We start from the raw sequence: 23735 nt of genomic DNA on the forward strand, positions 1-23735 counted from the left end.
GTCAGCGCTTGAGCTTGTACTTTTTGATCAGCCGGAAGAGGTGGACGCGGTCGATCCCCGACTGGCGCGAGGCTTCGGCCACATTGTGATCGCAGCGTTCTAGAAGCCTCGCTAAATAATGCATGTCGAAGTGCTCGAGCCAGATCGCCTTGGCGTCCTTGAAGGGGAGCGCGTCGAGCTGGTCGAGCCCCATGGGGTGGTGCGGCGCGCTCACCTGCAGATCCTCGAAGGGGTCGATCCCCGTCTGGCTCGCCGAGAGCGTGACCAGCCGCTCGAGGAAGTTGCGAAGCTCGCGGACGTTGCCGGGCCACGGGTGTCGCACGAGCTGCTGGAGCGTCTCGCGGCTCAGCGCGGGGGGGGCCGCCAGCCCGAACCGCTCGGCGATCTCGGGGAGCAGCCGCTCGACGAGCAGCTCGACGTCCTCGGGGCGATCGCGGAGCGGGGGCACCCGGAGGTGCATCACGGCCAGCCGGTAGAAGAGGTCCGCGCGGAAGGTCCCCTGGTTCACCGCGCGCTGCAGGTCACGGTTCGTCGCGGCGACGATGCGCACGTTCACCTCGCGGTGCACGTTTTCGCCGAGGCGCTTGACCTGGCCGCGCTCCAGCATGCGCAGGAGGCGGGGCTGCATCGCCAGGTCCAGCTCGCCGATCTCGTCGAGAAAGACGGTGCCCGTGTGGGCCTGCTCGAAGGCTCCGGGGCGGTCGGCCTGCGCGTTCGTGAAGGCGCCGCGCAGGTGCCCGAAGAGTTCGCTCTCGATCAACGTGGGAGGGATCGCCCCGCAGTCCACCACCACGAAGGGGCCGCTGCTGCGGCGGCTGTGCTGGTGGAGCTCCCAGGCGAGGAGCTCCTTGCCCGTCCCCGTCTCCCCCTCGAGGAGGACCGTCACCTCTTGCGGCGCGGCCAGCTCCATCCGGCGGAAGAGCTCGCGCATCGAGGGGCTTCGACCGAGCAGGCCGCCGAAGTGATCTTCGGCCAGGATCGGCACCTCCTCTTCCTCGGTGAGCGGCGTGAAGCGGAGCAGCGTTTCGCCGAGGCGCAGGTCCACCGGGCCCCGGGCCACGACCTGCTTCAGCGTGACGTTGCCGAGCGTGGTGCCGTTCGTGCTGTCCAGGTCGGCGAGGAGAAAACCCGCGGGCGTGGATTCGACGCGCAGGTGGTGGCGCGACACGGCCGTGTCGTTCAGCACGAGCTCGTTCTGGGGCGCCGAGCCGACGGTGACCTGGTCCTTGGCGCTCGTGAGCCCGCGCCCCTTGTCCGGGCCCTCGAGCACGGCGAGCGAGAAGCGGCGCCGAAAGAATCGGGGCCTCTCGCCGTCGAGCTGCACCCGCGTTGTCGTGTCCCTCATGGGTCGCTCTGGTCGAAGCTGAAGACCTTAGTATGCCCGGCGGGGACCTGGGCCACAAACGTTCGCAGGAGCTTGCCCTGGGCGTCGCGGAGCTGGACCCGATGACCTCCCGCCCCGACCTTCAGGCTGCGCAGGGGGGTGATGCCGACGGGACGTCCGTCGACGAATACCTTGGCCCAGGGGATGGAGTTGACGGTGAGGAAGCCGTGGGAGGCGGGGGCCGTGGAGCCGCGTCGCTTGAGGACGGCGAGCAGCTTCTGATCGCCGCGGCCCGCCGGGATGGTGGTCCGGTAGGGCAGATATCCGGAGCGCACGACCTCGACCTCGTACGCGCCGGCGGGGGCCGGGTAGGCGAGGGGGGCGCGGCCGATCACCACTCCGTTGAGGAGCACCGTGGCGCCCGGCGGCTCGGAGTTGACGAGGAGCTGGGTCGGCGTCTCGCCCGCGCCGGAGCTCGGCGGCGGGCGTGCGTCGGCGCGCCGGGGCGGAGGGCTGGGGGCGAGCGGCTTCTGCGTCGGGACCGCAAGGCGCGCGGGGGAGGCGTCGGCGCGCGACGAGAGCGTGCTCGGAGCGGTCACGGAGGGGCGTGTATCGTCGTCGGAGGGCCGCCCTCCGCCGAGCAAGCGCGTGAGCAGGATCGTGGCCCCGGCGGTGACCAGCGCGACGGCCGCGAGGGGGAGCAGCGAGCGGAGGCGCGTGCCGCGTCGCGGAGGGCGGGGCGCGCGGGGGAGCGGGAGCGGCGTCACGAGGTCCGGCGTCGAGCGGGAGGGCCCCGAGCGGGAGGGCGCCGAGCGGGACGGCGGCGGCTCTACGGCGCGCTCCGCCGATCGGTCTGCCGGGCGCTCCGTCGGCCTCGGCGTCGGCCGAGCGGTGGCCGTGGTGCGCGGGCGGATCTGCGTGATGGGCGTGGGCGTCATGGGCACGGGCGTCACGAGGCCTACGGCGACGGCCGCTTCCTTCGCGCCCACGACGGCGGTGTCGTCGCGTCCCGGGTCGGTTCCGCCGAGGAGCGCGTGGACCAGGACGTCCGCCGGGCGTGCCGCCTCGCGGGCGCGTCGGGCCCGCGTCACCCAGGCCGCGAGGGTCCGCGCGTCCGGCGAAGGGTGCGGCAGCTCCGCCAGGTAGGCCTCGAGGTCGCGTCGCAGCGCGCCAGCATCCGGATAGCGCTCCTCGCGGGCGCGGCGCAGGCAGCGGGCCAGGATGGGGACGAGCGCGCGATGGGGCTCGGAGAGCCAGCTCTCGTCGAGGCGGTAGCGACAGGCGCGCACCGCGTCCAGCGTCTCGACGTCGTTTCGACTGTAGAAAGGGGGCGAGCCGAAGAGCATCTGGTAGAGCACGGCGCCGAGCGCGAAGAGGTCGGTGCGCGCGTCGACCTCGGCCCCCGGCGTGGCTTGCTCGGGGGACATGTAGTCGAACTTGCCCTTGATCGATCCGTCGACCGTCTTGTCCGAGCGCAGGGCCGAGCGGGCGATGCCGAAGTCCGCGAGCTTCACTTCCCCTCGGTGGGAGACTAAGATGTTGTGCGGCGAGATGTCGCGGTGGACGATGCGGAGCGGCGTGCCGCGCGGGCTCGTGCGGCCGTGGATGTACTCGAGGGCGGAGGCGAGCTGCACCGCCAGGTAGGCGGCGAGCGGCGGACCCGGTAGCTCCTCTCCCCCGGGCCCGAGCAGCGTGTCGAGGTCGGCGCCGTCCACGTGCTCGAGGGCGAGGTAGCACGTGCCCTGCATCTCACCGAAGTCGTGGATGCGGACGATGTTCGGGTGCTCCAGCGAGGCGACGACGAGTGCTTCTTCCCGGAAGAGCTGCCGAAAGCGAGGGTCGCGGGCGTGCTGCGGCAGCACGCGCTTGAGGACCACCGTCTGCTCGACCCCATCGGGGCGCACGAGCGCCGCGCGGAAGACCTCGGCGGTGCCCCCCACCGCGATCCGGTCCCGTAGCCGGTACTTGCCGAACTCTTGGGGGTTCATGCCTCGAGGCGCCTGGTTTCCGTATCGTATCACGGCGGCGGCGCTCTCGGTCCTGCCCGTCGTCGTCGGCTTCGCGGCCGGAAGCCTCGCCGGCGGGGGGATCGCACGCGCGGAAGGCGAGGGTTCGGTGCTCGTGCTCTCCGTCGGGGCGGAGCGTGGCGACGGCGAGGACTCCGGGGCGCGAGCCGTGGCCGTCGCGCGGGCCACGCTGGCGCTGCAGACCGCGCGTCGGGACTACGCGCAGAGCCGCTTCGCCCGCTGCGCCGAGCGGCTGGAGGGTGCGGAGCGGCTTCTGCGCGCGCACGCCGAGGGAGCGGTGGGGCTCGAGCTGGCCCAGCGGCTCAACCTCTGGGCGGGGCTCTGCCACTCGGTCGGCGGCGCCACCGAGACGGCGCGGCGGGCCTTCGCGCGGGCGGGACGACTCCCCGGGCCGGGACCCGACCCGCAGGTCTTTCCCCCCGCGGTGATGAAGCTCTATCGCCAGGTGACGGGGGACGGGGCGCGTCGGCGGTGCGCGCTGAAGCTCGACGGGGACGGCAAGGAGCTGCGCCTCGACGGGAGGAGCGCCGCGGCGGGGGAGCTCGTCGAAGCGGGAGAGCACTACGCGAGCTGGCGGACGAGCGGTCCGCGGGCGGACCTGGTGCGCGTCGGAGAGGATTGCTCGCTCGTGCTGCCCGAGGGCGTTGCAGGGGGCGCGGCCTTGACGCGCGAGGAGGCGGGGCAGCCCGAGCTCCTCGCGGCCGTGGGGGCGGCGGCTGGCGTCGAGCGCCTCGTGCTCGTGGGGGTGGAGCGCGAGGGCTTTCTGCTCGGGGTCTTCGACGTGCGTCGGGGTGTCTTCCTGGCGCGTCCGGCGCTGCGGGCGAGCGCGAGCGCGCTGGCCGCGGGTCGCTGGATCGAGAAGGGGCGCGGGCATAAGGGCCCGGACGAGCCCGGAGGCCGTCGCTCGACCGAGGAGCGTTCGGCGGGGCGGGCGTGGTACACGCGCTGGTGGGTCTGGACGCTCGTGGGCGCCGCCGTCACGGCGACCGCGGTGATCCTGCCCGTCGCGCTGACCTCCGGGAGGCGCTATGAGCTGGTCTTCTGAGAACGCGCGCTGCGGCGAATCCGTCCGGCTGGTGGAGGCCGCGGTCGTTCTGCTCCTCGGGCTCTGCGGCGGCAATTGCGGCGGCGGCGTGGAGGCGGTGCTCGTGCGTCTGGACAAGGCCTCCTGCGACGTGAAGCTCCTCGAGGAGCTGCGCTCGGTTCAGGTGGTAGTTCGCGGGAAGGACCCGTTGCGCGGGCCGTGCATGTCCGTGCGGGTGAAGACCCTCGAGGAGCTGCAGACCGAGCTCGCCCGGAACGTGCGCCTCGGCGACCTCCCCGCGGGAGAGGTGACGCTGACGGTGCTCGGTTACGACGGCTCGGGTTGCAAGAGCGACGACGCGATGCTCTGCGGGACGACTGCGCTCACCCTGCCGGTGAGCGCGGGCAGCGTGAGTGTGCCGCTGCTCTGCCACCGCGGCTCGTCCCCCCCGGCCAGCTTCACCTCGTGCGCGGGGCTCTAGGGCCGAGGCCCCGGAGCACTCATCGCGCGCGCAGGAGCTCCAACCTGGCGACGCCGTTCCGAGAGATCCGCTCGACCCAGGTCCTGACGCGGCTGTCGAGGGCGCGCAGCAATACTCGCTGAAGCAGATCTCGCGGCAGGTTGAGCCAGCGCCGCGCCGGCGAGCTCCGTTCCTTCTGCAGGTCGGCGATCAGTCCCTCGACGTCCGCGCGGAGGTGATCGCGTCTCGCGAGGGCGGCGGCCACGAAGCGCTGCCGGGCCGGTCCCGCGGGGAAGGCGCGCTGCGCGTAGCGGCGCACGAGGCGGGAGAAGGTCTGCCGGGGAACGCGCTCGACGCGCGCCACCTCGTCGAGGAGGAGCTCGAGGTCGAGCTCGACGCGCCCGTGCACGTAGGCATCGAAGACCGCATTCTGGGGCCCGGCGCTCAAGCCGAGGTAGCGGCGGAAGCGAGTCAGACGATCGGGCTGGCCCTTGTGGTAGCGGCTGTCTCCGGGGGAGAACGCGCGGTCGAAGTCCACGTTCGCCGGTAGCCCCTCCTCCTGCGTGCCAGCCCCCGACCACAGCAGGTACTGCCCCACGTGCGAGTCCGAGTTCCAGAGCCACCAGTCAGCGACGATGCTGCGCAGGATCTCGTTACGCTGGCTGGGGGTCCAGGTGCGGACGTCGCGGCCGAGCGTGCGCGGCTTGCCGCCCGTCTTCGTCTGGAAAGGAATGACGGGCTTCACGACGACCTCGACGACCTTGGAGAGGGCCGGCACGTAGAGGGACCTGAGCGCGGCGGGCACGCTCGGCAAACCGGCCCGGCTGCGAAGCTCGGCGCTCACCACCTCGGCCATCATCTCGGCCGGGGAGCCGTGCTTGGCGATCACGAGCTCGCCAGTGGCGGTTCGATAGAACGCGATGGGCTTGGTGCCGGCCGGCGGAGAGAGCGTCGGGTCCACCGTGAGGGCCTGCTGCTCGATGACGGACCGCTGGGCCGCGAGCCGGGCCGCGACGGCGTCTCGGTCGTCAGCGCGTGCCGGGCCGCTCGAGAGGAGCAGCGCGCAGACGGGGAGCAGGACCAGGGCGCGGGAGCGAGGCGAAGGGGAGGGTCGATGCGAAGGGGCCAGGCGATGCGGGGCGGCGACGGGATGGCGACGGGATTTAGGCATGTTCATCGGGCGCCGTGTGCAAGTGGTGTTCCGGACGCGCGACGGGTTCAGGACCTGGAATCAGGGCGGATTCCGCGGCTGCGGACAAGCCATGGCGGCGGCCGGCACTGGCCAGGCGGCTAGGCTGCGAGCCGTCAGGCGGTGGGGCGAGGAACGGGAAACGAGGGCGAGTCACGGTGGCGCGGGTGCAGGTCCCGCGGTCGGGGGGTGGACCCCTTCCCCGAGGTGGCCGCAGAGGTCGGTGGACGTAGGGCTCGCAGGCCCTAGCGCCGAGGGCGGAGGTCCGTCGAGGCGACGAACGTGAAGGCTCTGTAGATAGTTGCCTTCCTTGGCGGTTGCGTGGTGCGCGGCACGAAAAGTGCTTTGGCCTCTACTGCGACGAGGAGGGACCCATGCAGCCGAGCCGCCGAGCCTACCTTTCTGTCTTGATCGTTGCCCTGGTTCTGACTGGGCCCGCCTATGCGAAGAACAGCGGCCAGCGGAAGGCAACGCAAGAGGCGTTCTGGGCACGCACGGACCGCGGCCTGGAGCTCCGAGACTACATGGCGAGCGGGGGGCCCGCGGGCAAGGGCCCGGCCTATGTCAAGACGGGGGTCAGCCCCGGCGCGCTCCTGAAGCAGATCCGTGCTGCGGCGCAGGAGCAGCGCCTGCCGCGCCGGATGGTGAAGGAGGTCATGGCGGCAGCGGAGGAGGCCCTGCGATCGGTGCCCGGGGGCACCCGCAGCATGATGCAGGTCGACGCGCAGCTCGCGAAGATCCTAGCCGGTGACAAGATGATCGAGGTCGTGGCCAAGGCCAAAAAGCCTGGCGGAGGCCAGGTGCGAATCTTCGCGGGCGCAGGGCTGGTGTCGGTTGTGCGCGAGTGGACCGAGAAGGGGAAGCGTCACGAGCAGGTCACCTCCGTCGCCGGGGTGCCCACCGGTGAGGCCAAGACGGGTCAGCGCGCCGACAATCTCCTGCTCGTGCGGAAGGAGCACTTCGTGAACGGAGAGCTCGTTGCGGGCGAGCCGCAGATCAAGACCCTCGTCCACGCCAGCAACCCGAGCCTAGCCGCGCATAGCCTCACCGAAGGCCTCTACGACAACATGATGGGCGTCCGTCTGGCGCCCACGGCCTTCGCCGAGATATCCCAGATGCTCACCCTCGGTGTGCTGGCGACGGCGACGCAAGACGGCCGGCTCACGCAGCAAACAATGGACGCCTTCCTCGCAGCTCAGCCGGACGCGGCCATGAAGAGAGCACTCATCGGGCTGCTTCGGGCCGGCGGGCCTCCCGTGACGCTGGAGCGCGTGCAGCGGCGCGCGGCCAAGATCCGGAAGGCAGCGGAGCGGGGCACCCCCTGATCGTACGTTTACGGGGTTGACGCGCTTCCGGCGCCGCCAGCAGGCGAGGACCGCCAGCGTCAGCAGACCGCCGCCCGCCGCACGGCCGGGAGAGCTTTGACACGCGCAGCCGCCGGTCGGCTCGCCTGGAAGCGGCGGGGAAACGGGGCGTCCATCCGCGGGGAGCGCACCGGAGTCCCGGCGAGGCACCACCGAGCTCGCGTCGCTCATGACGATGTTCGCGTCCACTCTGGCACCTCCGGCGTCGCTGGGACTCCGCGCGACGACATAGGTGAAGATCTGATAGTCCTGCGTCGTGTTCGAGGTGTTGTAGGCCAGCACGTAGTAGCTCGCACCGGGCAGAAGCGGCTTCGTCGGCGCGTCGGCGTCGATCGTGAGGCTCCCCGCGCCCGCGGCGACGGTGTGGTCCGCGATGGGGCTCTGCCCGGTTCGATAGATCACGGCGCCGCCGCCTCGCCCCCAGAACCCCACGGAAGGCACGGGATCCAGGCTCGCGGCCTTCCGGAGATAGATACGCAACACGCGAGCGTTCTTGGGCACGTCGATGCGCCACTGGATTGACCCCGGCACCTCACTCAACGTGCGGATGACGTCCCGTCCCGGTGCCCAGCCGCGCAAGGAAGTCTCGTTCGGCAGCTGGATGAAGCGCCCGCAGCGATCGGGCCAGCCGCGCGCGGCGAGCTCCTGCGTCGCGATCGCGGCCAGTCCGCTGTCCTCCGCCTCGGCCAGCGCGAGAAGGAGCGTCCCCGCCTCGGCGATCGTGGCCAGCGGATAGAGCGTCGCCATGGTCCGATAGATCACGTCGTCCACGCGCTCCGCGCGAAGAGCGCGCTGCCGAATGCGCCAGAGGGCACGGCTCCAGACCAGGCTCGCCTCGTGCGACTCCTTGCCCACCACCGCCTCGCACGAGGTGGAGCCGACGAGCCGGCGCACAGCGCCATTCTTCCCCCCGGCGTACTCGCCATGGTCCGGGTTGCTCGTGTAGATCGACGGCCAGAGATCAGCGAAGGCCTCGTTGAGCGCGGCCGGGGCCTCGTTGAAGCCCAGCGGATCCAGCGAGGACCTGAGCTTCGAGGTCTCGGCCACGACATTATGCGTGTACTCGTGGCAGACGACCTCCCCGTCGTAGGCGAAGTCGATGCCATTGTACTGGGCGAACACCAGGTCGGGTCGCCCGTCGCGGTCCAGGTCTCCATGATAGGCCGGGCCCCCGGAGAGCCAGCTTCCCGTGGGCGGGGGAAGGTTGACGAAGACGCGGATCGGCAGGCTCGTGCTCTGTCGGCGGTAGTCGAAGCGACGGGCGAGCCAGCGGTGATAGCTGTCCACCTGATAGTACGCTTGCACCTCCGAGAAGGCGTCGTCGACGCTCGGCTCGTCGGGGAGGTAGAGAAAGTTCCCCTGCGAGTCGGCGGTGGCGCGCCGAACGCAGGCCAGGGCCGGACTGACGACGGGGCAGGCCGAGACGCTGGCGAAGGGACCTAGCAGGAGCGTGGAACCCACTAGCCCCGCCAACTCCACCTCGGTGTGCGGGCCGACGACGGGGTTGAGGAGGTACGCGTTCCCGCGGGCCGAGACGCGGGTCGAGCGAGACATCAGGAGCTGGCCATCCTGGGCATCCACGAGCACCTCGAGGCGCTCCTGGCCGGGCGTCTCCGCGAGGTCGACCTGCCAGACCCAGCGAGTTGGCGGCAGAGCTCCCCAGATCGCGAGCGTCGAGCGTTCGCGGGTGAACGTGGGGAAAGCGCGCTCGACGGCGTTTTCGGCCCGCGCGCGCGTGTGCAGGGGCGGCGATCCCGCGGGCCGCGATGTAAGCTCCCCCGACACCGCGACGATCTGGTCGTGGAGGACGAGCACGCCGAGCTCGCCATCCACCACTGGCCAGCCCGCGTGCCGCTGACCGATGCGCGCGACATAGCCGCCCGGGACGGGAATCACCCGTGCTAGGTGCAGCTCCGCGTGCGGTACCTTCAGGTCCTCGTCCCGCCGGGTGAGATAGTCGATCGTCGAACGAGGTCCGTTCGGCGCGGCTACCCGCAGGCGTGCTACGAGCTGCGCCGACACGGGGCGGGGAGCGAGGCAGCAGCTCGTGGCGAGGAGCAGGGCGACGCGAACGAACCCCCGCAGACAGCGCTCCGAGCCGCTCAAAGACAATAGCCTCCGAGGAAGCTCCAGTGGGTGCCGTAGCAGGTCTGGCCGGCTTCGCAGTCCTGGTTCTGGCGGTGCGGATCGCAGGCCTTGTGACAGTAGTCGTCCACGCAGGCGAGCCCCTTCGTGCTGTCGCACTTGACGCTCGGGGCGTCGGCCGTGGCGAACGAGCAGGAGGCACCAAATCCCAGAGAGCCGAGATCGGGTCCGCTGACGGCCTTGCAGAGCGCTCGCAGACCCGCGGGCAGCCCGGAGGTGGACTCGCAGCGCGTTCCAACGGGACAGCTCGGGTTGTCGTAGAGGCCCTGCGTGTCGTCGCAGATGCGGCGGCAGAGGCTCGAATACTGGCCGGCCGAGTAGTTCCATTCGGAGACGCAGACCTGGCCCGGGCAGGCGGGGTTGTTCTCCACCCCCGCGGCCTTGTCGCAGGGGGTGGCGCACACGCCCGTCACGCAGATGAGGCCCGTGGCACAGCGGACACCGTTCTCGCAGCGCTGCCCGACCGTAGCGCTGCCTGGCGCCAGACAGACCCCTTGCGTGAAGGAGAAGGAGTCCTCCTCGCAGCGCTCGGCTCCCGTGCACGGCGGATCCGAGGCCTTCCAGGTTCTCGGGTCGCAGGCCCTCACGCACTGGCCGCTCCAGAGGCACGAGAGGCCGAGCTCGGGGTCGCAGCGCGTGGAGAGACTCCCCTGGGCGTCGCACGGGGCGCCCACCGAGGCGACGAGGCCCGGGCGTCGCGCGTAGGGCGAGCACACCCCGCCGCCGGCCTGGCTCGAGGTGGCGCAGCGCGTTCCGACGGGACACCGAGGATTGGCCAGGCCGCCCTCCTTGGGATCGCAGAGGGTCAGGCAGGCGCGAACGGTCAGATAGTCGCTGCAGGCCTGCGTGGCCTGCGCCGGGCCATCCGGATTGTTGAGGGTGCCCTTGGTGGCGTCGCAGGCTGTCTGGCAGCGCCCGCCCCCGCAGACCAGGCCCGTCACGCAGCGCGCGGAGGTCTGGTTGCACGTCTCACCCAGCTTGCTCGACGGAGCCCGCACGCAGAGCCCCCCTGACGGTACGCTGACCCGCTCGACGCAGGTCTCGTTGGCCGCGCAGCGCGAGCTGGCGGCAGCGGGATCGCAGATGGGCTGGCAGATCTCCTCGACACAGGCGAGCGCGGCCTGGCACTGGAGGGTGGGCACGCTCGGGTCGCAGCGCGCTCCCAGGGCGAGGGGGCCCGCGGGCGGCGTGGCGGGGAGGCGCTGGCACAAGCCCGGAGAGGGAGACGCGGACGCCTGGCAGAAGGAGCCCGTCGGGCAGGTCGTGCCCTTGACCACGCCCACCTTTGGGTCGCAGCGCAGCGCGCAGGTGTCGCCGGAGACGGCTGCCTTGCAGGCGAAGCCGGTCCCGAGGGCATCGCAGGCGGGGTTGCCGATCGCGCCCTTGGTGCTGTCGCATGTCGCGCGGCAGAACGCTTCGGAGCAGAGGAAGCCTGCCTTGCAGCGCTGGGCGAGGGGGGCACACGGTTGGTCGAGCCCCTGGCTGGGGGGAGGTAGACAGACGCCTCCGAGAAAAGAGGTGGCGTTGGAGAGCGCCCCTTCGTGGAGCTCGATACACTCCGCGGTGGCCGGGCAGTCCGGATTCGCCTGCTTTCCGCGGCGCAGGTCACACGCCTTCATGCACCGCTGCGCCTCCCTGGCTAGGGGACAGAAGAGACCTTTGAGGCCGTCGCACTGCTCTGCGGCCGTGTAGCCGTCCTTGCAGGGTGCGCCGAGGCCGAGGGTCCCCGGCCGCGGCGGCGAAAACGTTCCCGTGCACTTGCCCGTCGGAGCGATCTTGGTGCTTGCGCAGTGGGTACCGGAGGGGCAGTCCGGGTTGCCTTCGGCGCCCTGAAGGGCGTCGCAGCGCCGCTTGCAGTGGGCCCAAGCGTCGCCCGCGAGCTTGAAGCAGAGGTCGTTTGCGTCCGGGCAGTCGGGGTTGCCCGACTCACCTTTCTTTTCGTCGCAGGGGACCTGACACATGCTGCGCAGGCACTTGAGACCCGCGCGGCACGGGCGCTGGCCGGGGAAGCACCAGCCGTAGCGCTCCACTGGCGCGGGAGCCGCGTCGGGCTTGACGGCTGGTACGTCGCTCGCGGCATCGCTCGCACCGCCGTCCCGCACGGGTACGGGTGCGTCTGGCGCCGCGTCACCGCCGGCCGGAGTTCCTCCGCAGGCGCCGAGAAGATACAGAAGGACCACGGTCGGCAGGCGAAGCAGTTGCCGGTCCAGCATCGCGAGCTCCTCGTGTCGACGGGGGATCGCGACGATATCACGGAGGTCTGGAAGCCCGGTAGCGAGGTCGGCGCGACGCGTTGTGGCGCTCAGGAGATCGACGCTCGGCGGGGGTTAGACGCGGGTTAGAGGATCGCGGCGGGTTAGGGCTCGACCGCGGGCGGCGCGGCGGGGGCCTCGGGGATGCGGGCCAGCACCTGCGCCTGCTGGATCGCGTCGAGCACGCCCTTCTGCACAGCGCTCGCGATCTCCGCTCGGTCGTGGGAGAGGAGCGCCGCGGGGCAGTTCATGAGCGACGGGAAGATCGTCCCGCGCAGGGCGGCGTACGCGCTGCGGTTGATGAGTCGACCCGCGAGGGCGACCTCCGCCAGCGTGGCGCGGTCGAGAGGGTGCGCGACCCGGATGATCTCCGCCGCCCGCTGGCCGGCCCGTAGATGCCGCAGGTCGGCGCTGGCGCCCCACTCGGTGACCACGTGCGTGACGAACCGCCCCGGCGTCGTCACGCGCCCCTGCAGGCTCGCGACGCCCACGGCGGGCTCGTTCCACTTGTTGCGCGAGCGTAGCGCGATGATGGCCTTGCCCTCGGGGGCTCGCGCCGCCCCCTCCATGAAGTTCTTCTGACCGCCCGGCGAGCTCACGTAGCGCACGATGGGCTGCCCGTCGTCGCCGCGCACACGCGCTCCCGCGTCGTCCCGCGCCACCACCTGCTCGGCCCCGGTGTTGCCGCTCAGATCCACCTCCAGCGCCGTGTTGACCGCGTGCATCCCGCCGATGCGGGCGATGCGCCGCGGGTCGTTCACCACGTCGGCCGGAAGCAGCTTCACGTTCGGGTTGCCGTCCACCGCGGCGTAGAGCTGCCCGTCTCCGTGCGCGAAGCTGGCCACCACCTCCCGCACGGCGTTCTCGCCGCGCAGAAGCGGACGCGCCCAGTTGCCGAGCATCTCGGTGTGGATCTTCAGGCCGCGCTTGTCCGCCACCGCCGTGCCGAAGCCGGTGAGCGCCGCACCGATCCCGGCCTGCACCGTGGCCCCGTCGGGGATGAGCCGCGCGGCGTGGCCCATGAGCACCGTCTCGAGCGGGTTCGGGTCCCGGTCGTTCAGCGTGGCCATCGGCGATTGCGTCCGGTAGAAGGCGGTGACGTCTCCGAGGCGCAGCGTGTTGCTCGCCACGAACGGGACGAAGGGATTCATCTCGGCCACGATCTGGCCGCCGCGCCGGAGCACCTGCGCGATGGCGGGGACCGTCACGCCGCTGTCCGTGCCGAGCGAGACCTGGAGCTCGCGCAGCCTCTCGGGGTTCGCGAGCGCGCCTGCGATGTCCTGCACTACGTTCCCTTGTGCGTCACGCGGCAGGCCCACCTTAACCACCACCGTGTCCACGAGCTTGTCCGGTGTGCCGCGCCTGAGATCCCGGGCCATCTCGTAGAGCGAGATCGGCCGATAGTTCGGCACCGTGCCGCGCGTGACGGCGTCGCGGTTACCCTTGGAGATGAACATCACGTCGTGCTCGATGCCGGGCATCGGGTTGAAGGTGTTGCGCGAGGCGAAGGTGGCCATCCAGCGCAGGAGCGTGGTCTGGCCGGTCTGCTGATGGTGGTCGCGCGCCACGGGCTCGAGAAAGAAGAACAGGTCCGCGTTGGGCATCGCGGAGCCGGTGGCCACGAGGACCTTCTTGCCGGCCAGCCGCTGGGCCGCCTCGGGCATTCCCGGGACCTCGACGGGAGCCGGACGTTCGCGGCCTCCCGCGAGCGGGCGTTCGGCGCGAGCCGCCCGGCCCCGTTCGGCGCGAACCGGCGACTCGGCGAGGGGAAGGGCGCTCACGCCGCAGAGCAGCGCGAGCAGAGTCCCGAGGCGTGGTGCACGACGCGACATGGCGTTTCTCCAGGTGCCGGAAGACCCTGCGGTCAAGCCGCTACTCCCACGCTTCGTAACGGGCCGAACGCTCCTTGCCGGGCTGCGGCTCGGGGCCGAGCAGCCGCATCGGATCCTGCTGCGCGATCTGACGGAAGAGCTCCAGGTTGAGCGGGTTCATGCCGTAGAAGAGGACGGAGACCGCCTCGTTGGCCGACCACTTGAGCTTGGACTCGATCGTCGTGCCGGCCTCGGAGCGGTTCGTGCCGACGAACCAGGCGAAGGGGACGGCGGTGGGCGTCGCGTCCACGCCGGCGCCGCGCGCGCGGTTGTTGCCGTACTCGTTCGGTCGGAGCGCGCGCTGGCCCGCCTCGCGCTGCAGGCGCGCCTGGTCCTCGGCCGTGAGCGCCTCGACGCCGACGCCCATCGTGTAGAGGTAGCAGTGTCCCGCGTTGCGCTGGTACGCGGGGGGATTCGCCATCCAGGCCCTGGCCTGTGCGATGCGCTGCGGACCGAGGTGCACGGGGATCAGCACGCGCGTCAGGTCGGGGGAGGCGCCGGGGGCGTGAACCTGGTCCGGCGTGCCGTTCGGATAGTAGTACTGACGGGTGTCGCCGCCGTTGCCAGGCACCGCGCCGGCGAGGGTGTTCACCCCGTCGAAGGAGAGGCGTCGGTACTGACCGACGGGGGCGACGAGCGCGCAGCCGTTGGTCTCGTTGAAGGTCTGAAGGATGGCGTCCATGACCGGCCCCTGCGCGTAGGGGATGATCAGCCGCGTGACGGGCCGGCGCTGCGTCCCCGCGCGGACCTCGACCACCGGCAGGTTGTGCTGCGCGGCGATAGCGCGGGCTGCCGCTGCGACCCATTGGCCACCCTGGCGGACGGCCTCGCGGCGGGGCAGGTCCCCGGGGGCGGCGGGCACGCCGGGAACCCGGGCCAGCGCCGGTAGGGCACCGCCGAGGATCACGCTGGCCAGCAGCGTTCCGACGGCAAGGTGAAGGCGAGTGGACGTTGCGCGCATGGGTCGAATCTCCGTTTCCCGTGGACAGAGGGCTGGCCGTCGAGGCCGCATTCTCGCGGCTCCGTACGAGCACGCCCCGTGCCACGTCCAGGGGCCGGAAACCCCACACCTCGTCGGGTGGGACCTGAAGGGCCTTCGGAGAGTGGGACGGCAGAATCCAGCGGAATCGGAGAGCTCTTCCCTGCGGATGGATCCCCATGGGCTCGGGCGGCAAGCTATTCGCCTACTCCCAGGATTCGTAGCGGGCGGAGCGCTCCTTGCCCGGCTGCGGCTCGGGCCCGAGCAGGCGCGTGGGGTCCTCTCGCGCGATCTGGCGGAAGAGCTCCAGGTTGAGCGGGTTCATGCCGTAGAAGACCACTGAGACGGCTTCATTGGCCGACCACTTGAGCTTGGACTCGATCGTGGTGCCGGCCTCGGAGCGGCTGGTGCCCACGAACCAGGCGAAGGGGTACGCGGTGGGGGTTGTGTCCAGGCTCCCAGTTCGCTCATGCGGGGTGTACTGCTCGGTGAGACCCGTGGGCCGGAGCTCGCGCTGCCCCGCCTCCCGGGCCATGCGCGTCCGGTCCTCGGCGGAGAGCGCCTCGACCCCCACGCCCATTGTGTAGAGGTAGCAGTGCCCGGAGTTGCGCTGGTACGCGGGCGGGTTCTCCATCCAATGCTTCGCCTGGGCGATGCGCTGCGGGCCCAGGTAGATCGGAATCAGGGTGCGCGTGACGTCGGGGGAGGCGCCCGGTGCGTGCACCACGTCGGGCGGCTCGACGGGGACATACCAGCCTCGGGTGTCGCTCCCGGCGTGGGGCTGCGAACCTCTGTACGTATAGACCCCGTCGAAGCTCAGCCGTCGGTACGGCCCGACGGGGGCCACCATCACGCACCCGTTGCGCTCGTTGAAGGTCTGCAGGATGGTGTCCATCACCGGCCCCTGCGCGTACGGGATGACCAGCCGCGTGACCGGTCGGCGCTGCGTCCCCGCACGGACCTCCACCACGGGCAAGTTGTGCTGCGCGGCGATCGTGCGCGCGGCGGCGGCGACCCACTGGCCTCCTTGCCGGACGGCCTCTTGCCGGGGCAGATCGCCCGGGATGGGAGGCAGGACCGGGTTGCGGGCCCGAGCGAACCCCGCGTCGAGCAGCAGTCCCGCAGTGAGCAGAGGCCAGAGGATGCGGCCTGCGCCGTGCCCGAACCGGCGGCGGCGGAAGAACGGGTGCATGCAAGACCTCCTGGCCTCTTCGGGGCCCGAAGGACGACGTGGGAGCATCGTCTGGTTTGGTGCGCGCGGAGTGCACGCGCGGTGCCACGCGCGATGCCGTTACATTACGCGCCGATGCATAGGGTGCGGGCCGGCCTGGGGGCTTGCCAGCCGGCCGCGTCGTCGCAGAATCGAAGGGTCGGACGCGTGGAGGAGCGGCGCGTGCCCCCTACTCCTCCCCGTACAGCACCTGCCATAGCTCCGGATTGAGCTGCTTGAGGTCCCTTCGGGGGTCGGGGAGCTTGTGCACGCTGGCCGGGTAGACCACCTCGGCGGTGATCTCTTTCAGGAAGTAGTCCGGCTTCTTGATGTCGGGGCGCACGGTCCAGGTGGAGCGGTCGTCGGGGTTGTAATAGACGGAGGCCACGCGGATGCGCTTGTGGTTCAGGTTGCGGCGCAGGACCTCTTTCAGGCGGATCACGAGGTCGTTGACCAGGCGCCCCGCGCGAAAGGTGGTGTCTATGATCAGGATGTTGTCGTCCTTGGTGATGCGGTCCTCGAGGTACTGCACGCCGAGGATCTCGCTCCGATAGCTCGTCCACGCCGGGGAGGTGTTCACGCTGATGTGGTCGGGCGGTCGACGCTGCGAGCCGGTCTTGCGCAGGTGGTACTTGTAGACCTCGTGGACGGGCAACCCCGCCAGCACGCCCCCCGGCCAGAGCGCGATGAGGTAGTCCGGATGCCAGCTCTCGTCGTGCGCGATCTTCACGCCGAGGCGGATCGAATCCAGCAGCAGCTCGGTGGCAGTGACGTAGTGGAAAGTCTCGTGCGCCGGGGCCACCGGCCTGGGTTCGGGGGCCGGCGGCTCGCGCAGCGTGCGCCAGATCTCCTCGCGCTTCTCCTTGATCAGCCGGTCCTCGGGATCGGCGGGATTGACCAGGTCGGAGAGCTCGTGCGGGTAGTCAATCCAGACGTCCTCGTCGATCTCCTTCAGCGCCACCACCGGCAGCTCGCTGTAGCGCACCTTCCCCGGTTTCAGATGCACGGTCGCGACGCGGATGTCGGTCGGTGCGTTGGCGCGCGCGAGGCGCCGGAGGAGCTCCACGACCTTGCGGATCGTGTTGCCCGACTCGTAGACGTCGTCGATGATCAGGAGCCCGTCCTCGGGGCAGATGCTCTGGACGAGGTGCTCCAGGTTCTTGACGGTGACCTGCCCCTGCTCGCCGATCCCCGTGTACGAGTCCGTGGCGATGGTCGTGTGATTCACGATCACGCCGCGGCTGCGGAAGAAGGCGTCCACCCCGAGGCCCACCGGCGTCCCCCCTCGCCAGAGCGAGATGGCGTACTTCGGCCGGAAGCCGCTCTGGTAGACCAGGCGGCCCAAGCGAAACGTATCCAGGAGGAACTGGTCGGGGTCGAGGTGCAGAAAGCGCGGCATCGCGCGGCATCCTACTCCGGAACGGGGCCGTCGCAAGGGCGCAACGCGGGCGAGCGCCGGACGGGATCCGCACGTCAGAATTCCGAGACGGCGCTGTGCCGCGGGACGGACATTTTCGCGGTCCGGGCCGATCGGATTTCGCACAACAGCTTGTAATGCAATAACAAAGCAGACATCGCCGGGACTGGAGCGGCGGGCATGTGTCTTGCTACCCTTCCTGAACGCCTGCGGAAAGGGGCCTGTGATGAAAACGATCAGACGACTTGGCGTGGTGGCTGTACTGGCGGCCGTTTGGGCCTGCGGCGGCGGTCCGGAGACCGGCAGTCCGGGGCTCACCCCGGGCCAGACTGACTTCACCAACGACGAACCGGCGAACAGCAACCAGGGGGGTCGGTACGGCGAGGAAGGCCCGATGGCCGGCATGGCGGAGGGGGACTCGACCAGCAAGGCCGCCCCGAACGCCGCACCTCCGGGGGCCCCTCCGCAGGGGCGCACGGGCGAGGTCGAGGAAGCGGACATCTACAAGGTGGATCAGAACCGCCTCTTCTATCTCAACACCTATCGGGGCTTCGTGATCTACGACGTCGCGGATCCGAAGAAGCCGCAGCGCCTCTCCCGCCTCCCCGTCTACGGCTACCCGATCGAGATGTTCATCTCCAAGACGACGGTCTACGCGCTCCTTCGGGACGCGCTCTATCTCACGCAGGAGAACGGGCGCCTCGAGTTCAAGCGCCACAACGTCTCGCAGCTCGTGGCCATCGACATCAGCGACCTGAAGAACCCGAAGGTGCTGAAGACGGTGGATATCTTCGGTCAGCTCCGCGAGGGCGTCTCCCGCAAGATCGAGGACACCGTCTACGTGGTCTCCTACCAGTCGCAGAGCTACTGGTGGGGCTGGGGCTATTCGCGCCCGCAGAAGGAGCAGCCCAAGGAGCAGGCCTGGGTCTACTCCTTCAACGTGGCCGACCCCAAGAACCCAGCGCTCGTGGATAAGCTCCAGGTCTTCGAGGGAGGCAGCTACCAGTTCCGCGACCCCCTCACCGGCTCGAGCGCCAGCAAGAACTTCACCGGCGTGTCCATCTCCGCCACCTCGAACGCGCTGATGGTGGTCGAGAACTGGCAGAAGTGGGGCTACTCGAACAGCAGCCCGGGGGCCTACAAGTGCGGCAGCTACCAGAGCAGCCAGACCGCCGCCGTTTCCATCGTCGACATCAGCGACCCGAAGGGCAAGATCAAGCTCTACACGAAGTTCGAGACCGACGGTCAGCTCACGGATCAGTTCAAGCAGACCTACGTCTTCGACAAGGTCAACAACACCGGCACGTACTTCGGCATCTTCGCGCGCCAGGAGTGGAACAGCCAGAACTGCGAAGGCGGCCGCTTCGTGCGCAACACGATGGAGAGCTGGGACATCACGAACGGCGCCAGCCCGAAGCGCATCTCGGAGCTCTCCTTCGGCAAGCCGAACGAGACGGTGCGCGGGACGACCTACGACGTGGAGCGCCAGGTGGCCTACGCCATCACCGCCGAGGCCGTGGACCCGCTCTACGTCATCTCCTTCGCCGACCGCAAGAACCTGAAGGTGCTCTCGGCCATCGACGGCCTCTCGGGGGACATGAACGTCTTCCGCCTGATCCAGAACAACCAGTTCCTGATGGGCATCGGCCGCGACAACAGCAAGAGCTGCACCGGCTTCGGCTCGGCGACGACGGGCTGGGCCACGAACGTGGCGGTGAGCCTCATCGACGTGCGCGACCTGACCAAGATCCGCCTCGTGCAGCGCAAGTGCGTGGCGGTGAAGAACGCCGAATGGGTGGGCTCGGAGCTGAACTGGAACCTGGACCAGGCCCACAAGATGATCGGCATGTTCTCCGACGACCGGGCGAACGTGATCAGCGTGCCCGTTTACTACTACAGCAAGTCGGATAATAGCGGCTGGTGGTGGTACGACTACAAGACGGCCGTGGGCCTGATGGCCTGGGACCTGACCAAGTACGACTCCACCAAGAGCGAGCTCGACCAGCAGGTGCTGACCAACTTCGGCACCGTGATCCACCCGCACGGCCAGGTGGATCGCTCGGTGGTCTTCACGCACAAGGGCGCCACCGACCGGCGCATGATGATCAACCTCTCCGACACGCACATCTCCGTGGTGGACGTGAACGACCTGTCGAACCCGGTGCTCCAGTCCGTGGTCGAGGTCGCGCCGTACCACAGCCAGCTCTTCAAGTTCGGCAAGTACATCGTCGAGCACACGAAGACCGACCCCTGGGGCTACTGGGGCGGCGGCAGCAAGAGCGAGCTGCGCGTGAAGGCGGCGGGCGGCGAGCTGGAGGATTCGGCGACCGTGGCCACGCTCAGCCTCGGCGGCGTGCAGCAGGTCATCCAGCACAAGAACAGCCTGGTCTTCTTCCGCTACCGTCGGGACCAGAACCGGACCGGCAAGACGGGGCCCTACGGCACGCCGTACGAGGACAAGACCGAGGTGCTGGTCTACGACTTCTCGAACCCCGCGGCGCCGAAGCAGGCCGGCACGGTGGTGCTCCCCTACGCCATGCTCCCGTACTACCGCTTCTGGTGCGGCATGGACGGCTTCTGGGGCGGCTACTGGTTCGACAGCGGCAACGACCGCACGTGGACCGTGATGGACGGGGGCCTCGCGTTCTTGCGCTACGTCTACGACTACCAGTCGCGGCAGAGCAGCCAGAAGCTGGTGGTCCTCGACCTGCGCAACCTCGCGGCGCCGAAGGTGCACGACTTCGCGCTCTCGGGCACGACGGGCTGGGAGTTCCTCGGCCTCGCTCCGGACCCGGTGGACACGCAGGGCTTCTTTTTGACCTACCGGACCAAGGTGGGCGAGACGATGATCAACGGCTACGCCGCGGCGAGCTACAAGTACTACGCGCAGGTCTGGTCTCCGAGCGGCGCGAGCTACAGCGGGGGCGCGGCGATCAACCTGCCCGGGCGGCTCATCAAGGTCTGGAAGAACGCGGGCCAGAAGCTGTTCCTGACCCACGACTACATCTACCGGGCGATGCCCACGACCACGAAGTACCCGCAGTGGCGCTACGACTTCCGCGTGAACCTGCTGCGGCAGATCTCGCCCCTCGGCAAGCCGATGGCCGAGCTTCTCGACACGCGGCTCTTCACGAGCTTCATGCTCAAGGATCTCGTGGTGGATGGCAGCAAGCTGTTCATCAACGCGCGGCACGACTGGTACTACCTGCAGACGAACAACATCGCGTGGCAGGATCAGTCGGACCACCTGATGATCTTCGACCTGTCGAAGCTCACCATGAACGAGGTCTACAGCGCGCCGACGGGGACCTACCAGGTGCAGCTGATGGGGACCTACAAGGGTCAGCTCTTCGTCAACCTGCCGGGGGACGGCATCCTGGTGGTGGACCTGACGAACCCGGCCAAGCCCTTCGGGCGGCAGTTCCTGCGCACCCTGGGCTACGCCACGCAGATCGAGTTCGTGGGCGACGAGGCCTACGTGCCGGCGGGCTACTTCGGCGTCTACCGCCTGCCGCTCGCCTCGCCGAGCTTCCTCCCGACCACGTAGCACGCCTACCGCCACGAAACTGGCTCGCTCTCGCCGCGCTGATATCCTCGATCCCATGAGCGGCGTGATCGGCGAGGCCCTGGCGTTTGCGCTCTCCACGCTCACGACGCTCTTCTTCGTCGTGGACCCGCCGGCGGCCGTGCCCCTCTTCCTGTCGATGACGGCCAACGACCCGCCCGAGCACAAGCGGCGCACGGCGGCACGGGCGGCGGTGGGGGCCTTCGTCGTGCTCTCCTGCTTCGCGGCCTTGGGTCACGCCCTCTTCCGCACGCTCGGCATCTCGCTCGGGGCCTTCCGCATCGCCGGGGGGCTGCTGCTCTTCCTCCTGGCCGTGGACATGCTGCGGGCCGAGCGGTCGCGCCAGCGCACCTCGCCCGAGGAGGAGGCCGAAGGGGTGGACCGACCCGACGTGTCGATCTTTCCGCTCGCGATTCCCATTCTGGCCGGGCCGGGGGCGACCTCGACGGTGATGGTCGTGGTGTCGCGCGCCGCCAAGCCCTGGCAGTACGGCATCGTCTTCGGGTCCATCGCGCTCACGGCGCTCGCCACCTACGTCATCTTCCGGGGTGGGATGCGCGTCGAGCGCTACCTCGGACGCACGGGCCTGAACGTGCTGCAGCGCGTGATGGGCCTCATCCTGGCCGCCACCGCGGTGCAGTTCGTGGTGGAAGGGATCGCCACGGTGGCGCCCGCGGTGATCGCGGCGATGCGCCGCGGGTAGCGCCTCGCCGGCGTGATACGATCGGCGAAACCAGAGGAGGTCGAGGCATGCGGGGACGGTCTGCGCTGATCGCGCTCGTGGTGCTCGTGGCGTGGCGAGGGTCGGCGGGGGCCCAGACGGCCTTCAAGACCGGTTCGCTGGTCGTGCCGATGGACACGACGTATCAGGACCAGGGGATGCTCCGCGCCTTCGGGCTGCTCTACAGCCTGCTCAAGGCCGACGTCCCGGTGCACTGGGTGATCAAGGCCAAGAAGGTGCGGGGCGAGGTGGACTTCGTCGCCACGGCGAAGGACTTTCGCACGGGGGCGAGCCTCGCGAGCCACGGCTATCGCGGCGGACCCTTCGTGGTCGAGGCCTCGCACGCCGCGAAGGCCACGCCGGTGGTGACGGCCTGGCAGGTCAAGTACCCGACGACGACCGTCCACGTGGCGCAGCAGGACTTCGTGGCGCGCACGGGGCGACTGCTCACCGCGGCGCCTACCATCGCGCTCATCGCCGACGGGCACGAGGACATCGCCTTCGAGTACCTCAACGCGGCCGGCATCCCGGATCGTCTGGGCAACACCTGGACCGCCTCGAGCCCGGACGTGCTCTCCACCGCGCAGGTCGCCGGCCCGACGACGACCAACCATCAGGACGGCGCGCTCTTTCGCCCGTCGGGACAGCCGGCCTACTGCCAGATCATGACCATGCACTGGGGGGTGAACCAGGTCGTGCCCGAGGTGGTCGCCGAGTACCGCTCTTACCTGCAGCACCCCGTGCACATGATGGCGGAGTGTCAGGCCGTGAACGCGATCGAGAATCAGGCGAACGGTCGGTTCATCACGCCCAAGGGGTTTCTGATCGACAACGCCGTGGCCGACGCCGGCCCCTTCGAGTACCTGAACATGGACACGCCATTCGCGCAGATGGACGGTCCGTTTCAGCTCGTGAGCGGCTCGGAGCGGGCCTACAGCCTCCCCGTGGGCGACGCGTTCTTCGACAAGAACGTGGTGATGATCAAGGACGCGGCGACGACCCTCGGGCAGCGGTCGGTCTGGATGACGGGCTACGTCGATGGCAAGTGTGTCATCGGGGAGGACGGCGTGATCTGCAAGGCGGGGGTGGGCAAGATCAGCTATCTCGGCGGGCACCGTTACGCGACCAAGCTGCCCATCTCCACCAACGCCGCGACGCAGGGGACGCGGCTCTTTCTGAACTCGCTCTTCGAGGCGGGGTGCGCCACCTCGGAGGGACAGCCGGTGGTGAGCCTCACGAAGTCGGGTCCCGCGTGGACCACGACGGCAGCGGTGACCTACACGCTCTCCTACGCGAACACGGGTCCGGGGGCGGCGACCGACCTCGTGCTGGCCGACGTGCTCCCCGCGGGGGCGAGCTACGTCTCGTCGGTGCCGGCGGCGGTGGTCACCGGGAGCTCGGTGAGCTGGAGCCGCGGAGACCTGGCGGCCGGCGCGACGGGCTCGGTGCAGCTCACGGTCTCCTTCGCGCAGAAGGGCACCTACGTGAATAGCTTCTACGGCGGGTTCTCGGTGGGGGTGAATCGCAAGACGGTGACCAGCAACGCGGTCACGACGCAGTACCTGTCAGCGCCGCCGCCGGACGCGGCGGTGATCCTGCCGGACGCGGGAGGGGGGGCCGTCGATGGCGGCGGGCCGCGCGATGGGAGCGGCGTGCGCGACGGGGGAGGGACGCTCGCGGACGCGGTGGGCTCGAGGGATGGGGCAGGCTCGCGTGATGGGAGCGGCGCGCTGGACGGAGGCGGCGGGCGCGATGGAGGGGGAGCGCGCGACGGAGGGGGAGCGCGCGACGGGGGGGTGCGCGCGGACGGCGGGGCGGGCCGAGATGGAGCGGGGGTGCGCGACGGGAGTGCGCTCGTGGACGGAGGTGCGGGCCGAGACGGCAGTACGGGGTCGGACGGGGGCGGGGCGCGCGACGCGGGGGCGACGAGCGAGACGTCGATCGGCGTGGACGGAGGCGCGGGAGGCGATGGAGGGGGCGGGACCTCCAGCTCTGGCGGCTGCGGCTGTGACGCGGGCTCGTCAGGCTCGCGGGACGCGGGGGACGGGGCGATGGCGCTGCTCCTCGGGCTCGGCGCCGCGATGGGGTGGGGGCGAAGACGCAAGGGGCGCGGCCTGCTCTGGCCAGTCGCCCGTGCTCGGATCGGGCGCGACGCCGTCTAGCGGGGCGCACGCGCCGTGGGATGAT

14 protein-coding genes are annotated in these 23735 nt (G+C 70.1%); 5 read left to right on the forward strand and 9 right to left on the reverse strand.

The genetic code is table 11. The features are described from left to right. Position 1: 1 nt before the first annotated feature. A complete protein-coding gene (locus IT371_16775; GenBank protein MCC6749320.1) occupies positions 2 to 1345 on the reverse strand; it encodes a sigma 54-dependent Fis family transcriptional regulator in 1344 nt (447 codons plus the stop codon). Continuing rightward, a complete protein-coding gene (locus IT371_16780) occupies positions 1342 to 3312 on the reverse strand; it encodes a protein kinase (protein ID MCC6749321.1) in 1971 nt (656 codons plus the stop codon). Before IT371_16780 ends, IT371_16775 begins: the two co-directional genes overlap by 4 nt. On the opposite strand from IT371_16780, the gene IT371_16785 reads away from it, so the two are divergent. Together IT371_16785 and IT371_16790 are read left to right on the forward strand one after the other, a co-directional pair. Next, positions 3311 to 4396 (forward strand): hypothetical protein, encoded by a 1086-nt coding sequence (locus IT371_16785; GenBank protein ID MCC6749322.1) that lies wholly within the window; start codon positions 3311 to 3313, stop codon positions 4394 to 4396. The two genes, IT371_16780 and IT371_16785, sit on opposite strands and share 2 nt — an antisense overlap. Beyond that, positions 4380 to 4856, forward strand: coding sequence for a hypothetical protein (locus IT371_16790; GenBank protein ID MCC6749323.1), 477 nt, complete (start codon positions 4380 to 4382; stop codon positions 4854 to 4856). The genes IT371_16785 and IT371_16790 overlap by 17 nt, the downstream gene beginning before the upstream one ends. 19 nt (positions 4857 to 4875) lie before the next feature. On the opposite strand, the gene IT371_16795 is transcribed toward IT371_16790, so the two are convergent. The 7 genes from IT371_16795 to IT371_16825 form a co-directional block, all read right to left on the reverse strand. Then, a complete protein-coding gene (locus IT371_16795) occupies positions 4876 to 6006 on the reverse strand; it encodes a hypothetical protein (protein ID MCC6749324.1) in 1131 nt (376 codons plus the stop codon). Between the two features lie 1046 nt (positions 6007 to 7052). Further along, positions 7053 to 9494 (reverse strand): hypothetical protein, encoded by a 2442-nt coding sequence (locus tag IT371_16800; GenBank protein ID MCC6749325.1) that lies wholly within the window; start codon positions 9492 to 9494, stop codon positions 7053 to 7055. Continuing rightward, the gene (locus tag IT371_16805; protein ID MCC6749326.1) at positions 9491 to 11746 is read right to left on the reverse strand and encodes a hypothetical protein; all 2256 of its coding nucleotides are present in this window, start codon (positions 11744 to 11746) and stop codon (positions 9491 to 9493) included. Before IT371_16805 ends, IT371_16800 begins: the two co-directional genes overlap by 4 nt. A 143-nt stretch (positions 11747 to 11889) precedes the next feature. Next, on the reverse strand, positions 11890 to 13617 hold the full coding sequence (locus tag IT371_16810; GenBank protein MCC6749327.1) for a hypothetical protein: 1728 nt from the start codon (positions 13615 to 13617) through the stop codon (positions 11890 to 11892). A 40-nt stretch (positions 13618 to 13657) separates the two neighbouring features. Then, entirely contained in the window at positions 13658 to 14617 is a 960-nt protein-coding gene (locus IT371_16815) for a hypothetical protein (GenBank protein ID MCC6749328.1), read from the reverse strand. Positions 14618 to 14840: 223 nt separating this feature from the next. After that, the gene (locus tag IT371_16820; protein ID MCC6749329.1) at positions 14841 to 15827 is read right to left on the reverse strand and encodes a hypothetical protein; all 987 of its coding nucleotides are present in this window, start codon (positions 15825 to 15827) and stop codon (positions 14841 to 14843) included. Between the two features lie 208 nt (positions 15828 to 16035). Beyond that, positions 16036 to 17244: a hypothetical protein gene (locus IT371_16825; GenBank protein ID MCC6749330.1), complete on the reverse strand. Its 1209-nt coding sequence runs from the start codon at positions 17242 to 17244 to the stop codon at positions 16036 to 16038. Positions 17245 to 17488: 244 nt separating this feature from the next. On the opposite strand from IT371_16825, the gene IT371_16830 reads away from it, so the two are divergent. The 3 genes from IT371_16830 to IT371_16840 are packed head-to-tail and all read left to right on the forward strand — an operon-like array spanning position 17489 to position 23710. Further along, positions 17489 to 20809, forward strand: coding sequence for a beta-propeller domain-containing protein (locus IT371_16830; GenBank protein MCC6749331.1), 3321 nt, complete (start codon positions 17489 to 17491; stop codon positions 20807 to 20809). A gap of 55 nt (positions 20810 to 20864) precedes the next feature. Further along, positions 20865 to 21530 (forward strand): MarC family protein, encoded by a 666-nt coding sequence (locus IT371_16835; GenBank protein ID MCC6749332.1) that lies wholly within the window; start codon positions 20865 to 20867, stop codon positions 21528 to 21530. A gap of 47 nt (positions 21531 to 21577) precedes the next feature. Continuing rightward, complete coding sequence (locus IT371_16840; protein MCC6749333.1) at positions 21578 to 23710, forward strand: DUF11 domain-containing protein; 2133 nt, start codon at positions 21578 to 21580, stop codon at positions 23708 to 23710. Positions 23711 to 23735 lie beyond the last annotated feature (25 nt).

The sequence above is a fragment of the Deltaproteobacteria bacterium genome (genome assembly GCA_020848905.1).
Classification (GTDB): Bacteria; Myxococcota_A; Polyangia.

Bases quoted from the DNA above. Each gene is read 5' to 3' on its own strand.
- IT371_16775 (MCC6749320.1), bottom strand. From the start codon at position 1,345: ATGAGGGACACGACAACGCGGGTGCAGCTCGACGGCGAGAGGCCCCGA.
- IT371_16785 (MCC6749322.1), top strand. From the start codon at position 3,311: ATGCCTCGAGGCGCCTGGTTTCCGTATCGTATCACGGCGGCGGCGCTC.
- IT371_16780 (MCC6749321.1), bottom strand. From the start codon at position 3,312: ATGAACCCCCAAGAGTTCGGCAAGTACCGGCTACGGGACCGGATCGCG.
- IT371_16790 (MCC6749323.1), top strand. From the start codon at position 4,380: ATGAGCTGGTCTTCTGAGAACGCGCGCTGCGGCGAATCCGTCCGGCTG.
- IT371_16795 (MCC6749324.1), bottom strand. From the start codon at position 6,006: ATGCCTAAATCCCGTCGCCATCCCGTCGCCGCCCCGCATCGCCTGGCC.
- IT371_16805 (MCC6749326.1), bottom strand. From the start codon at position 11,746: ATGCTGGACCGGCAACTGCTTCGCCTGCCGACCGTGGTCCTTCTGTAT.
- IT371_16810 (MCC6749327.1), bottom strand. From the start codon at position 13,617: ATGTCGCGTCGTGCACCACGCCTCGGGACTCTGCTCGCGCTGCTCTGC.
- IT371_16815 (MCC6749328.1), bottom strand. From the start codon at position 14,617: ATGCGCGCAACGTCCACTCGCCTTCACCTTGCCGTCGGAACGCTGCTG.
- IT371_16820 (MCC6749329.1), bottom strand. From the start codon at position 15,827: ATGCACCCGTTCTTCCGCCGCCGCCGGTTCGGGCACGGCGCAGGCCGC.
- IT371_16825 (MCC6749330.1), bottom strand. From the start codon at position 17,244: ATGCCGCGCTTTCTGCACCTCGACCCCGACCAGTTCCTCCTGGATACG.
- IT371_16830 (MCC6749331.1), top strand. From the start codon at position 17,489: ATGAAAACGATCAGACGACTTGGCGTGGTGGCTGTACTGGCGGCCGTT.
- IT371_16835 (MCC6749332.1), top strand. From the start codon at position 20,865: ATGAGCGGCGTGATCGGCGAGGCCCTGGCGTTTGCGCTCTCCACGCTC.
- IT371_16840 (MCC6749333.1), top strand. From the start codon at position 21,578: ATGCGGGGACGGTCTGCGCTGATCGCGCTCGTGGTGCTCGTGGCGTGG.